The sequence below is a fragment of the Candidatus Phytoplasma asteris genome (assembly GCF_038505995.1).
Classification (GTDB): domain Bacteria; phylum Bacillota_I; class Bacilli_A; order Acholeplasmatales; family Acholeplasmataceae; genus Phytoplasma; species Phytoplasma asteris.
On the sequence record NZ_CP128414.1, the window covers coordinates 720,323 to 732,681 of the forward strand.

Annotated in this window: 13 protein-coding genes and 5 pseudogenes; 11 read left to right on the forward strand and 7 right to left on the reverse strand. The window is 24.5% G+C overall.

The features are described from left to right. Positions 1-30 precede the first annotated feature (30 nt). The 4 genes from QN326_RS03830 to QN326_RS03845 all read left to right on the forward strand — a co-directional run bounded on the left by QN326_RS03830 (position 31) and on the right by QN326_RS03845 (position 3,407). A complete protein-coding gene (locus tag QN326_RS03830; RefSeq protein ID WP_342386536.1) occupies positions 31-2,355 on the forward strand; it encodes an ATP-binding protein in 2,325 nt (774 codons plus the stop codon). Between the two features lie 34 nt (positions 2,356-2,389). Further along, the gene (locus QN326_RS03835; protein ID WP_342386537.1) at positions 2,390-2,866 is read left to right on the forward strand and encodes an SVM family protein; all 477 of its coding nucleotides are present in this window, start codon (positions 2,390-2,392) and stop codon (positions 2,864-2,866) included. A gap of 90 nt (positions 2,867-2,956) precedes the next feature. Next, positions 2,957-3,175, forward strand: coding sequence for a hypothetical protein (locus QN326_RS03840; RefSeq protein ID WP_342386538.1), 219 nt, complete (start codon positions 2,957-2,959; stop codon positions 3,173-3,175). Then, positions 3,159-3,407: a hypothetical protein gene (locus QN326_RS03845; protein WP_342386539.1), complete on the forward strand. Its 249-nt coding sequence runs from the start codon at positions 3,159-3,161 to the stop codon at positions 3,405-3,407. Before QN326_RS03840 ends, QN326_RS03845 begins: the two co-directional genes overlap by 17 nt. A gap of 379 nt (positions 3,408-3,786) precedes the next feature. Here the strand turns inward: QN326_RS03845 and QN326_RS03850 are convergent. From QN326_RS03850 to QN326_RS03865, 4 genes and pseudogenes are all read right to left on the reverse strand, one after another. Continuing rightward, positions 3,787-4,685: pseudogene (locus QN326_RS03850) on the reverse strand (IS3 family transposase). A 484-nt stretch (positions 4,686-5,169) separates the two neighbouring features. After that, entirely contained in the window at positions 5,170-5,796 is a 627-nt protein-coding gene (locus QN326_RS03855; RefSeq protein ID WP_342386540.1) for a hypothetical protein, read from the reverse strand. Positions 5,797-5,955: 159 nt separating this feature from the next. Further along, positions 5,956-6,762, reverse strand: a pseudogene (locus QN326_RS03860) (toprim domain-containing protein); the annotation flags it as partial. 10 nt (positions 6,763-6,772) lie between these two features. Continuing rightward, a pseudogene (locus QN326_RS03865) lies at positions 6,773-6,964 on the reverse strand (sigma factor); the annotation flags it as partial. A gap of 56 nt (positions 6,965-7,020) precedes the next feature. On the opposite strand from QN326_RS03865, the gene QN326_RS03870 reads away from it, so the two are divergent. Then, the gene (locus QN326_RS03870; RefSeq protein WP_342386541.1) at positions 7,021-7,254 is read left to right on the forward strand and encodes a hypothetical protein; all 234 of its coding nucleotides are present in this window, start codon (positions 7,021-7,023) and stop codon (positions 7,252-7,254) included. A 274-nt stretch (positions 7,255-7,528) separates the two neighbouring features. Here the strand turns inward: QN326_RS03870 and QN326_RS03875 are convergent, their stop codons facing one another. The 3 genes from QN326_RS03875 to QN326_RS03885 form a co-directional block, all read right to left on the reverse strand. Next, complete coding sequence (locus QN326_RS03875; RefSeq protein ID WP_342386542.1) at positions 7,529-7,765, reverse strand: hypothetical protein; 237 nt, start codon at positions 7,763-7,765, stop codon at positions 7,529-7,531. A gap of 654 nt (positions 7,766-8,419) precedes the next feature. Continuing rightward, positions 8,420-9,103, reverse strand: coding sequence for a hypothetical protein (locus tag QN326_RS03880; RefSeq protein ID WP_342386543.1), 684 nt, complete (start codon positions 9,101-9,103; stop codon positions 8,420-8,422). Positions 9,104-9,761: 658 nt separating this feature from the next. Continuing rightward, positions 9,762-10,028 carry a hypothetical protein gene (locus QN326_RS03885; protein WP_342386544.1) on the reverse strand — a complete coding sequence of 89 codons (267 nt, stop codon included), beginning with the start codon at positions 10,026-10,028 and terminating at the stop codon, positions 9,762-9,764. Positions 10,029-10,317: 289 nt separating this feature from the next. Here QN326_RS03885 and QN326_RS03890 point away from each other — a divergent pair, with 289 nt between their 5' ends. From QN326_RS03890 to QN326_RS03915, 6 genes and pseudogenes are all read left to right on the forward strand, one after another. Then, positions 10,318-10,953, forward strand: coding sequence for a sigma-70 family RNA polymerase sigma factor (locus QN326_RS03890; RefSeq protein ID WP_342386545.1), 636 nt, complete (start codon positions 10,318-10,320; stop codon positions 10,951-10,953). Then, the gene (locus QN326_RS03895; RefSeq protein ID WP_342386546.1) at positions 10,947-11,261 is read left to right on the forward strand and encodes a single-stranded DNA-binding protein; all 315 of its coding nucleotides are present in this window, start codon (positions 10,947-10,949) and stop codon (positions 11,259-11,261) included. Before QN326_RS03890 ends, QN326_RS03895 begins: the two co-directional genes overlap by 7 nt. Before the next feature lie 57 nt (positions 11,262-11,318). Further along, the gene (locus tag QN326_RS03900) at positions 11,319-11,651 is read left to right on the forward strand and encodes an HU family DNA-binding protein (protein WP_011160777.1); all 333 of its coding nucleotides are present in this window, start codon (positions 11,319-11,321) and stop codon (positions 11,649-11,651) included. Positions 11,652-11,664: 13 nt separating this feature from the next. Next, on the forward strand, positions 11,665-11,808 hold the full coding sequence (locus QN326_RS03905; protein ID WP_172642368.1) for a hypothetical protein: 144 nt from the start codon (positions 11,665-11,667) through the stop codon (positions 11,806-11,808). Positions 11,809-11,845: 37 nt separating this feature from the next. Further along, a pseudogene (locus tag QN326_RS03910) lies at positions 11,846-12,115 on the forward strand (hypothetical protein); the annotation flags it as partial. Further along, positions 12,100-12,303: pseudogene (locus tag QN326_RS03915) on the forward strand (IS3 family transposase); the annotation flags it as partial. The pseudogenes QN326_RS03910 and QN326_RS03915, both read left to right, overlap by 16 nt. Positions 12,304-12,359: the final 56 nt, after the last annotated feature.

Sequence of the window (12,359 nt, forward strand, 5' to 3'; positions counted from 1 at the left end):
ATTTCAAAAACTTAAGAAAGGAGGTTATCTATGACATTAAATAAAAAAATTTATCTGAGTTTGATCGGATTATTAAGTTTAGGTTTTTTGGTTTTATTAATCTTTGGTATCACTCGTTCTCGCTCAACAACTAAAACTCCATCGTTAACTCAAAAACCTCCATCAACACAACAACAAGAGATCGACAACCAAATCAAATTAGAACAAGCCAAAATCCAAGAACTCCAACAACAAGATCAAACCTTAAAAACCCAAATTGATGAAAATGTTAAAACTTTAACCGACATTATTACTAAAATTAAAACTCTCCAAACTGAATTAACTAATAATACTCAATTACCTCCAAACATGAAAACCCAAAAACAACAACAATTAACAGAACTGAAAACTCAACAACAAACCCAACAAACTATAGTCAATAATTTAATAGAACAAAGAAAAGCTTTAAACCAAAATCAAAAAGAAAAACAAGAAGAATTAGAAAAATTAGCGCAAGAAAAAGCGCAACTGCAAACCCAAGAAAACCTCCAACAACAAATTTTTCAATTAAACCAAGCTCTTAATTATGTCGAAGCTAATCAAAAAAGAATTGAAGAATTAAAAACTCAAAAAGAATATCAAAAAAATCAAACTGAGTTAAAAAATTTCAAGGATTTTCAACTGTTCTTAACTGATCAAAAATTATCTTTTGAAAAACAAAAGAAAAATTTAACTACCCAATTAAATCATTTAAAAGAAAATAAACCGCTTCCTTATACTAAAAAACAAGTGAAATTCAAAGACGTTTACGGCATGGAAAGTGAAAAAGAAGAATTAGAAGACTTATTAACTTATTTTCGCACGAACCAATCTTTAATTAACTTCGATCAAGTCCGCCCCAAAGGTTATTTACTTTATGGACCCCCAGGAACAGGAAAAACCTTTTTAATCAAAGCTCTTTGTGGGGAAGCTAATGTTCACTTTATTAATTTAATTCCTTCAAAATTCCGACAAAAATACATCGGAGAAGGGGAAAAAGAAGTGGAGAAAGTTTGGCAAGAAGCCGAAAATCATGATAAAACCATTATCTTTATTGATGAAATTGAAGGTTTAGAAAATCGTAATGATTCCAACATTTCTTCAGGAGGAGTCAATGTGATTAATACTTTATTAGATAAATTAGATGGGTTTAATAGTAGTAATAAAAAAATTGTCTTAATGGGATCTACTAATAACCTTCATAAAATTGATACCGCTTTACGCAGTCGTTTTAGTAAAGAAATCTATATCGGTCATTTAAAAGATTCCGAAATTGAAGGTTATTTAAAAAATATTATTGTTCCTTATCAAATTAGTTATCATACTTTTTTAGCTTTAAAAGATATTACCCAATTATGTCAAGGTAAAAATCTTTCTAACCGCGATTTAACCACAATCATCGAAGAAGCTTACAAAAAAACCGCTAAATGGGCTCAACAAAACCCTCAAACTCACGAAGTCATGTTACCTTCGGATCTCGAAGAAGTCTTAAATTTGAAATTAAAAACAAAACCTGATCATCAACAAGTAAAACAACGTCGAGTAGCTTGTGAAAACCAATACGCTCAATGGCGTGAAGGAATCCTTCAATATTTATATAAACCCAAAGATGAAACTAAAATTGAATGTCACTATACCTTTGATGGTTTAAACGGCATTAACTATTACAATCGTCGCTATACTCAAATCCAATCGGAATTAACTAACATTAATCAGCAATTAACTAAAATCCGCCAAGAAAATAAAATTCCACAATTAGAACAAGAATTAGTAACCTTAAATCAAACGCCTGACAAATACGAACAAACCATTAAAGATAAAAACCAAGAAATCATCGACATTAAAAACGATCTTAAAACTCTTCCAACTCAAGAAGAAAGTTTAAGAAAAGAATTAAAGCTGGTCGAAAATCGTCGTGAACTTCAAAAAGAACCATCTAACCTCGCCAACTACATCAGAGAAGGTTATCCTTTCGACCGTTCGAATAACAGAGGATTTAATTATGAGAAAACCTCCGTGAACGGATTTGAATTTTCTAGTTTCGACATAAAAAATGAAAGTCAATTATTTGTATATGTAGACTTAGAAAAACAATTCAACGAAGACTCAGGCGGTAACTGTTTAATCCTTAAATACAAAGGCCCAAAAGACTTGATAGAAAAAGACAAAGACTACTACCTTGGAAGAGCACACATTTCCAACTCCAATTTCAAATTAACCAATTTCCATCTCCACTTCAACCCTGTCCGTAAAACTTTATCTCTTTATGAAGGTAAACACAATAACGATAAAGCCAAAGAAGCCGAAAATAATAAAAGAACCAACGATGACTGGTGATAAAAAAGAATAAAAATAAAAGGAGATTTAATTAATGTTTCAATTACAAAATCAATTTAAAATAATAAGTTTTTGTTTATTTATTTTCTTGGGATTATTTTTAATTACTAATAATTCAGTAATGGCGATGAATAATTTAAATGATGAAAATTCAATAAACAATGAAATTAATAAACTTTATTGGGAAAGAAAAAATTTAGCTACTAAAATTTCATATTTTCACATTCATCATCTAGATGATGATATAAATTTACAAAAAGAATTACATAATTTAGATCAAACAATTAAAAATCTTTATCAAAGGCTTTCTGATGTCAATAATTTAAAGTATATAAACGAAAAAATTTGGGATTATTCATATGAACGAAATCAAGTAGCTATTAAAATTTTAAGTCGTTCATATCAAGACCCTACAATGCAAGAACTTATTACAAATCATCAAGAATTAGTGAAAATAATTAAGAATTTAAACCAAAAATATATTAATTTACAATATAAATTAAACAAATAATTAAATTTTTTAATTACAAACCAAGACCCTTTTCAGGGTCTTTTTTTATTTAACAACTCACTCAACAATTAGAAAGAAAACCAAAAAACTATGTTCATTAAAAAAATCTTTACATCTTTACCTAGTAATCTCATCTTTTTCATCATCACTCTACTTTCATTTCTTCCAATTATCACCATTTATTACGTCATTAAGTTCTATCTTTTCACCGTCAAACTAAGTATTCACCAACTAAAACAAGGAATAGTGGCTAGGATGTATCAATATTTAACTACTAAGAAGACAAATCATCATGTGGCATTTCATTAATACTTGGTTAACCAAGCTAAATAATGGCCTTAAAACTATCAGTCATTATTTCTTTACTTATCAAAATCAATGGTTAAACTTAGGTTTATTAATAATTATTTTATTATTTCTTCCTCATTTCTTATATTTAATTGATTTTCTTTTTAAATGTCTTTATCACGTTCTACGGTTTATTTATTATTTAGGAAAATATCTTTTATTATTATTAAAAAAAATTTTTAAGAAAGAATAATTATTATGAGAATCAAAAACTTAAATCAACGCACCCAATTATGGTATCAATGAGATGTTCCGTTTTTTTAGACAAATTTTGTCTTTAAAATTGTTCTTTAAGACTTAAAATTAAGTAGATAATTTCATATCTTTTCAAACTAAGGAAATATTTTTTTTAAATTTCAAAAAGTTTCTAAAACTTTTAATAATTCATTAATTTCAAAAGATATTTTTATTAAATATTTTATCTTTACACTATATAGTTAGGTAAAAAAAGTTAAAATTCCGTTAAGAAAATGAAAACATAATTATTTTTTTGCGTAATTATGTTATTTTGATTAAAAAATGCGCAAAAAGATAACCTTTTTCAAAGTTGAAAATTTGAAATAAAAAAATTATTATCTAAAATTTTGACAATATTGAGAAGGTAATGAATAATTTAATTTAGCTAAAATCCATTGATTGTTCCAAAATTTAGGGAAATAATTGATTATTTTTTTAACTTTTTCAGGTGATTTTTGAAATAAAAAAGGATGTTGATGTTGTAAGATAGTTTTCATTTGGCCGAAAAAGTTTTCAATTACAGCGTTATCACGTGGAGTAGCTTTTCTCGATATGCTGATTAAAAAACCTTTTTTAATTAGTGTTTGTTGGACTTTTTGTGATTGATAAACTGTGCCTTGGTCGGAATGAATGATACAAGGTTCTTTTAATAGAGGTAATTTTTGGATGGTGTTTAAAACTAATTCTTTATTTTGATGTTTGGAAGTGTGGGAAGCGATAATTTGGTTGTTGAAAGAATCAATAATACAAGAAAAATATAAAAATACTTGGGGAGTTTTGAAATAAGTTATGTCGGTAAATAGTTTTTTCATGGGTTTAGTTGATATAAAGTCTTGATTAATTAAATTGTCTACCACTTTTAATTTAGCTTTTAAATTATTTTTATAATAATATTTATTTTTTTTAATTCTTAAACGACAAAAAATACCGTTTTCTTTCATAATAGTATAAATTTTTTTCTTGGTAATGTTTTCGTTAAAAGTTTTTTGGTATAAATCAGTGATTTTACGATGACCGCAAAAATATTTTTCTTGTAAACATAAAGCTTTGATGCGATTTTGTTGTAATAAGTATTTTTCTTTTTTTGGCTTTTATTTTATTTTTGACTTTCAACCAATAATAAGTGCTTCTTTTGGTTTGATAGTTTTTAAAATGGTTGTTAAATTTAGTTTTTGATTAAATTGTTTAACTAATTCGAAAACAGTTTTTTTATCAGTTTTTTGGTTTTTTTCATTAGAGTTTGTAATAATTTATTTTTTTGTTTCTCTTTTTCTATTATTTTAGCTATTTTTTCATGATTTAAATATTGTTTCCTTTTTTTATATCATATACATAACCATTATAACTCTGAATGATTATATTTATTTAAAAAAGGGGGTAGCGCGCAACTGGGGGATTTTTATTTTTCTTCTTCTTTTATTTATGTGTACTTATGATTGTTATTAGCGCTTCAGCGCGTTAGGGTATTGTGTTTGGATAATTTTAAACAACTCTTTTTAATAATGGAAAGGGAAAATAGGGAGTTATTTATATATCGAAAAATAATAATGATAGATAAAAGATACAACGATAATATCAAATATCGAGTATCATTATCATTATCGATATAATATATAAAATATCACTCCTTAAAAATGTTTGGTTTTGTCAAAGAATTTTAAATATTGAAAGTGTTATAAAACTGTTAGTGAAGTGTTATAAAACTGTTAGTTAAGTGTTTATTTGATTTTAGATATATATTTATACATGGGATGTATTTTTTTAACCCGATAGCCCTGTTTATTTTTGGTTAAAAATAATTTGATGTGTTTTAAATCTTCCGATTGATAATAAATAACATTTAATCCTTTTTTATAATTTGTTTTTATAGGATTGTTATATTTATCTACTTTTTTAGCATCTAATTTATATAATTTTAAAGTTTCTAGTTTGTCTATGATTATCTTACTTATTAATTCTTTAATATAATCTTTTTGTTCTTTAAGATAATTAATTTGGAAGATAGGGAAATGTGTTTTAAGGGTATTATTTTGGTGTTTTGGGGGTGTTATTGGGTTGGTAAGGGTTAGATTATTATCATTTTCGGAAGAGTGATTTTTGATTATTTCTATTCTATACTTTTTCATTTCATCTAAGATTTGAGGGTCTACAAATAGAGTTTGGTTTTTAGGGCGGTAGTTTGTTTGTTGATAGGAATTTTTCTTTTTAGAATGAGAAACAATTGTAATATTTAATAATTCTCCTTTTAATGTTTGTAAAAAGTTTTTGATTTGAACTAAGTCGTTGGGGGTTGATTTTGTTTCCCAACCGCCCCTAATGATTCCTTGATTTGTTTCTTTTTTCATATTTTTCTCCTTTTGTTTGGTTTTTTTTATAAAAATAAAAATCCCCGAATTTGTGAAAAATAAAATCGCAAAATTTAGGGGTATATGCGCGTGTTTGGGGGTATGTTAATGTTATTATACATGTAAGGTTTAATATATTAGTTAAAAAAAGCAATAATTTTAATCAATTATTTCTACTTTGTCTTTTCCAAAAAAATAAATAGCTAAATCGACTATGATTTTATTTTTGGCCTCTTCATAAGTAATGTATGGGTCTAAAAAACATTTTTGATATGCTTCTTTTCCGAATTGTCGCAATAAATCATCAACATCTTTACAAGTTTTATCATAAGGTGGTAAAATGCGTCTAATTTCGTAAATAATATTTTCTTCTTTAAGTTGTTCTCCTAAGGCTTCACTTCGTTTTTGACCTGTTTCATCATTATCTAAGGCAATAATTACTTTGATATTTTCTTTTTTTAGAATTTCTATTTGTGATTTAGAAAGTAGTTGAGTGACACAAATGAGACCGACAACGTTTTTAATATTGTTTTGCCAACAACTAATGACATCGAAAAAACCTTCATGAATAATAATGGTTTTCATTTGTTTAATATAAGGTAACGCTTCAAAAAAACGATAACTGAAATGAAAAGTAGGTGTTTGACTAAAATTATTGAGGGATTTATATTTAGGTTGGAAATAAGAAACTTCGCGAAAGTTATTTTGATAAAAATGAAATGTTTTATTGTATCCATTTTCAATGGGGATAATGATGGAACCATGAAAAGTATCGTGATAATATGTTTTATTTTGTTGATTGGTTTTATCTTTAATAAAACCATATTCAATTAATTTTATTGTATCGATATTTTGCTTTTTACAATAATTTAATAAACGAAAAGATAAAGGTTTATCAGATAATGGGGCATAACCTAGTTTAAATTCTTTAATAGTTTCTATAGTTAATTTTCTTTTTTGGGTTAAATTCTTGTTAATTATTTAGGGATTTGATTAATCCTAAAACCCCTTTTTGGCATAAATCCTCTTTAGTTAAAACTCGCGGATAATATTTAAATTGATAAGCTAGTTTTTTTACTAAAGGTAAATGAAGTTCGATTAATTGATTACGAATTTCTAAATTCTTTTTATTTTTTAAAAAATCTTTAAATAATTTTTGTCTTAACATTCAATTCCTCTCTAAAAACATTTTTTAGAAAAGATATGAAATTATTTTTTTAGTCTTTGAAACAAAAAAAGACTAACTTAATAGTTAGTCTTAAAGAATTTTTAAAAAACAAAAAAGTGTCTAAACTTTTGGAACACCTCAATGCTCCTAAAAGAAGATTATCTGGTAATAAATTATCAATCTTTTTATGTAATGAAGATATTAGTTTTTCAGAATGGTGTAAACTAGAAGAATCTTGTGGTGGTCAAGAACATAAATATATTAGAAAAAATTGTATCTTTATAAATTGAAAAAAATATAATAATTATAAATATTTCATTAGTTAAAAAATATGGTTTAATTAATCTAAATCTATATTTAAATCTTTTTTAATACAATCCTCCCCTTTGGCTTCTTGTTTATTTAATTCTTTTATTTGAAATATGATTTAATAAATTATTAGTTTTTTCTATTAAATCATATTTCATTTTAATTGGATTCCAAACAATATAAGAAATATATTTTGAATTTAAACTAATATGATAAGTACAACGACGTTTTAATTGAATAATGCTTTCATCTTTTTTAAAATATCCTCAAAAGAAAATCATCAATACTTTTAACAGTAGTAATAATAATTAATTTACATTCTAAAACTTTATTTTTATAATGAGACTTAACAGAAGTTGAAGCATTATTATCTAACATTTTTAATAAATCCGATAAACCTAAACAATTAGAACGAAAATCTTCTAAAACATCATTACTACCAGATGAAATATAAGTTTGATAATTTTTATCTTTGGCTGTTTTTTTTGGCAAGAGTAGTTTTACCTGAACCACTCATACCAGTGATAAAAACACATTTCATTGTTCTTCCCATTCCTTTCAAAGTGTTAGTTGTACATTTAAATAATTTTTCTATTTCAACAGAATAAATATTATGTTCTATAATATTAATGTAGAGTTAGTGATGTTGTACTAAAATATTTAAAAAAAATATTTCTTTAGTTTGAAAAGATATGAAATTATCTACTTAACTTTTAATTTTAAAAAATAATTTTAAAATTAAAAGTTATATTTAAAAAACGGAACAATACAAACGTGTTAAATATTTAATTGATAAATTAGGGATTTCTTTGAATAATATTTTAATTTTATCTTTTAGCAAAAGTAAGGTAAATAGAATTACAAAACGCTTTTATACAGATATCAAAATTATTTCAGTCTTAAAGAATTTTAAAAAAGAAAAAGTTATATAAAGTTTTGGGGAACCCCACCTTTTGTATATTTTTCTATTGATAAATAACCTTTTGAAGCAAATACAAACAATAACGATAATACAAAAAGCGAGTCTCATAAAGATAAAAACAAAAAACTAATCTTTTTTTTAGAAAGATTAGTTTTTAAATTTATAAAAAAGAAAGGAAGAAAAAAGAAATTCTAAACTAAACAATATTTAAAAAAAATTATTTTTTATTTTTTTATAAAGTGAATATTATCTATTACAAAACCAATATCAAAAAATAAATTATCTGATGTACAAGAAAATGTTTTAAAGATTAAACTTATTGGAATATCATTATTTATAGGAGATTTAGTTATTTCTATATCTACAATAAAATCAAGTACATTATCAGCATTCCATCTTTCATTTTTGTTAGAGCCTATATAATTATGACTTTCGGTATCGTAACAAAAAGTATACATTATTCTTTTTTGTATTTTATCTTTTTTTAATCTTAATTTTTTATTAAAAAAGCCTTCTTCTTCTTCAAGTATTTCTTCAAAATCTTCTAAAGATATATAAAATGATTGTAGATCGCTTTGTTGTTCACATATTTTAAAGTTTTGAAAACCTTCTATAGTTGGAAAAGAACCATAAAATTTAAATGAAGGTGCAAAATTGATTAAAATATCTGAAAATTTATATTTTATTTCTTCTAAAGAAGAAACTCCTAAATGACTAGGTCTAGTTAAATCCAAATTCAAACTTTTTAAAATATTATAATAAGATAAATTTGGTGTATTTGATTTTTTATTATTTACTTCTTTCAAAGTTACGTAACTTTTTGAACTATGTGTTAAACTTAATTTTTTTGATTTATTCAAATGGTTTCTATTTGATGTTGAAGAAGAAGCAATATCTTCTTTTTCCATAGCAAATATGTGGTTTTGATTAAATTTATTAAATAATAAAATAAACAAAAAAAATACAAATGTAAATTTAAAATATTTTTTATTAAAAAAATAATTTTTTTTAATATCTAATTTCATTATTTTATATACCTCATTTTTATTTTTTTATATTAAACTAACAAAAAAAAAATTATCAACACTTTTCAAACTAAGAAAATATTTTCTTAGTTTGAAAAGATATGACATTATCTAATTAATTTTTAGTTTTAAAAAACAATTTTAAAACTAAAAATTATATTTAAAAATGGAACATCGTAATTAAATTTAACAATAGACCATTTTATTTTAAAGATAAATGGACTATATGCTATTATTATTATTATATCATTACTTAAAAACAATTTCAACAACATAATTGACATTAAAGATGTTTATTTTCATTTAGGCAATTTATTAAACAGTACAGGAACAATAATTAGTTTCATTTTATCTCTTTTTTTACATTTTAATCTTTATTACCTTTTTAGTTTTTTTAGGTTATATCTTTAACATTATAAAAACAATCATAAAATGGATTTTATTCCCATTTAAATTATTAATTATAGGATTTATAAAAATTAATTAAAACTATAATTTTTATAAAACTTACCACCCAATTGCGCGCACTTTTTTTAATAAATTACGTTTTTTCAAGAGCGTTATTGAAGGTTTTAATTCCTCTTATTTCCATATAAACATCAATAATATCGTAATCTTTACAACATTTCCAACAATGAATTTTATTATCTGAAGTTAAATGGCAACAAGTTGGGTTTTGTCCTTGATGAATGGGACAAGGAAAACGATATTTGGGATTGAATTTTGGTGGTATTATATTTAATTTTTTTAATAAAACTGACATAGGGAAGTTGATTTGAATATTTTTTATTTTTTCTTGAAAATTCATTTATTTTAACTCCTAGTTTTTTTGATTAATAATAAGTTTCTATTTTATAAGGTAAAACATAACCGATTTCTTGGAAGGTTTGAGTGGTCATTTCAAAGTGATAAATTAAGGTTTTTTTGGTACCACTTCTATTTTTTTTTGATACATATGAGGTGTTCCAAAAGTTTAGACACTTTTTTGTTTTTTAAAAATTCTTTAAGACTAACTATTAAGTTAGTCTTTTTTTTGTTTCAAAGACTAAAAAAATAATTTCATATCTTTTCTAAAAATGTTTTTAGAGAGGAATTGAATGTTAAGACAAAAATTATTTAAAGATTTTTTAAAAAATAAAAAGAATTTAGAAATTCGCAATCAATTAATCGAACTTCATTTACCTTTAGTAAAAAAACTAGCTTATCAATTTAAATATTATCCTCGAGTTTTAACTAAAGAAGATTTATATCAAGAAGGGATTTTAGGATTAATCAAAGCCCTTAATAATTACCAAGATTTAGGCTATGACTTTGTTACTTATGCAACTCCAAAAATAAAATTTGCAATCAATGAACTAATAAGAAAAAGCCATTCACCTTCAATCCCCCAAAAAACAAACAAACCAAACAATATCAGTTTTAAAGAAGAACAATACAAACAACCTAATTGGGATAAAATCCTTAATCCACATCAATTATGGCTAAAACAAGTAAAACATGAATTATTAATAAAAAAACTAAAAACTAAACTAAGTAAAAATGAATTCAATGTTATTTGTTTAAATTTTGGCATCTCATTAGAAAAAAACAATGAACCTAATCAACAACCCCTATCCAATCATGCCATCGCCCAAAAACTAAATTTAACTTTAAAACAAATAGAAAACTTAAAAAAAGACGCCATCAAAAAACTAAACCCAAATTATAAAAATAAGGAGAATAAAATATGTTAAATAAAGTTCAATTAATCGGTAATATCGCTCATAACCTAGAAAAACAATATATCAATAGCAACAACGAACAAATACCTAAAATAGATTTCAATTTAGCAATTAACAATAAAGATAAAGTTCAATACATCCCTTGTGTCGTTTTTAGAAATCAAGCTGAAACCATGAGTACATATTTAAATAAAGGTTCAAAAATATATGCAGAAGGCGCATTATCCATCCAAAAATATACCACCAACGAAGGTAAAACGCGAACCACATCCAAAGTAATTATTCAAAATGTCATTTTTTTAGATAACAAAACCAAATAATATTTAAAAAATTAAGTCCCCAAAAGGGACTTTTTTTATAAAAAAAGGAGAAAAAATATGAATAAAAAAGAATTAATTAAATCAATAGCTGAGGTAAATAAAACCTCAATAACCCAAACCGAAGAGTTTTACAACTCATTTGAGAATGCTCTAATTAAAGCAATCACATCAAATGAAGAAGTGGTTTTATCCTCTAAAATTGGTAAATTCATCTTAAAAACTAGAAAAGCCCACACAACTCCCGAAACTAAATTCATCATCAATAAACAAACAGGAAAAAAAACAGGAAAAAGAACTGGCAAAAACTTAAAAATACCCGCAAAAACGGTTGTTAGTTTTAAAATGTCAAAACCAATCAAAGATGAAGTCAAAAAACTACAATTAAAATAAAAGGAGAAATAATATGAGCGATGCAATGACCGAAGCATACCGAGGAACTTACTTTAAAGACCGTTCAACCACCAAAAACCACAAAGGTAAATGGATAAATTTGCATCATTCCAATAAAACCTTTAAAAATAAAAAGAAATTATCTAAAAATAAATGAATAAAATTTATAAAAATTATTAAGAAAGTAGGAAATAATGTGGATTTTTTCAATATTTACAATAATTAGCAATTTTATATTAAATTACACTAAAGGATTTACCGCTGCTGAAATCATGGAAAGAAGATTGGATGGAATACAAACAACTCTATTTACAATATTAATCATTACTGGTTTTAAACCTATTTTTAAATTAATTAAAAATACAATTGTTTTTATTAAACAAACTATTATAAACATATTTTTTCCTAATAAAAAACTTCAAACTTTAGAAATAAAAAACACTAAACAAGTATGTCAAGAAAAGTAACTCCACGCGATAACGCTGTAATTGAAAACTTTTTCGGCCAAATGAAAACTATCTTACAACATCAACATCCTTTTTTATTTCAAAAATCAACCAAAAAAGTAAAAAAAATAATCAATTATTTCCCTAAATTTTGGAACAATCAATGGATTTTAGCTAAATTAAATTATTTACTTAATTTTTTTTAGTCTTAAAGAACAATTTTAGAGACAAAAGTTGTCTAAAAAAAACGGAACAGCGCAAA

What these genes read in the sequence shown, in the direction of transcription:
- QN326_RS03905 (WP_172642368.1), top strand. Translation starts at nt 11,665, where the DNA reads ATGAGCGATGCAATGACCGAAGCATACCGAGGAACTTACTTTAAAGAC.
- QN326_RS03835 (WP_342386537.1), top strand. Translation starts at nt 2,390, where the DNA reads ATGTTTCAATTACAAAATCAATTTAAAATAATAAGTTTTTGTTTATTT.
- QN326_RS03845 (WP_342386539.1), top strand. Translation starts at nt 3,159, where the DNA reads ATGTGGCATTTCATTAATACTTGGTTAACCAAGCTAAATAATGGCCTT.
- QN326_RS03895 (WP_342386546.1), top strand. Translation starts at nt 10,947, where the DNA reads ATGTTAAATAAAGTTCAATTAATCGGTAATATCGCTCATAACCTAGAA.
- QN326_RS03840 (WP_342386538.1), top strand. Translation starts at nt 2,957, where the DNA reads ATGTTCATTAAAAAAATCTTTACATCTTTACCTAGTAATCTCATCTTT.
- QN326_RS03880 (WP_342386543.1), bottom strand. Translation starts at nt 9,103, where the DNA reads ATGGAAAAAGAAGATATTGCTTCTTCTTCAACATCAAATAGAAACCAT.
- QN326_RS03830 (WP_342386536.1), top strand. Translation starts at nt 31, where the DNA reads ATGACATTAAATAAAAAAATTTATCTGAGTTTGATCGGATTATTAAGT.
- QN326_RS03890 (WP_342386545.1), top strand. Translation starts at nt 10,318, where the DNA reads ATGTTAAGACAAAAATTATTTAAAGATTTTTTAAAAAATAAAAAGAAT.
- QN326_RS03855 (WP_342386540.1), bottom strand. Translation starts at nt 5,796, where the DNA reads ATGAAAAAAGAAACAAATCAAGGAATCATTAGGGGCGGTTGGGAAACA.
- QN326_RS03885 (WP_342386544.1), bottom strand. Translation starts at nt 10,028, where the DNA reads ATGAATTTTCAAGAAAAAATAAAAAATATTCAAATCAACTTCCCTATG.
- QN326_RS03900 (WP_011160777.1), top strand. Translation starts at nt 11,319, where the DNA reads ATGAATAAAAAAGAATTAATTAAATCAATAGCTGAGGTAAATAAAACC.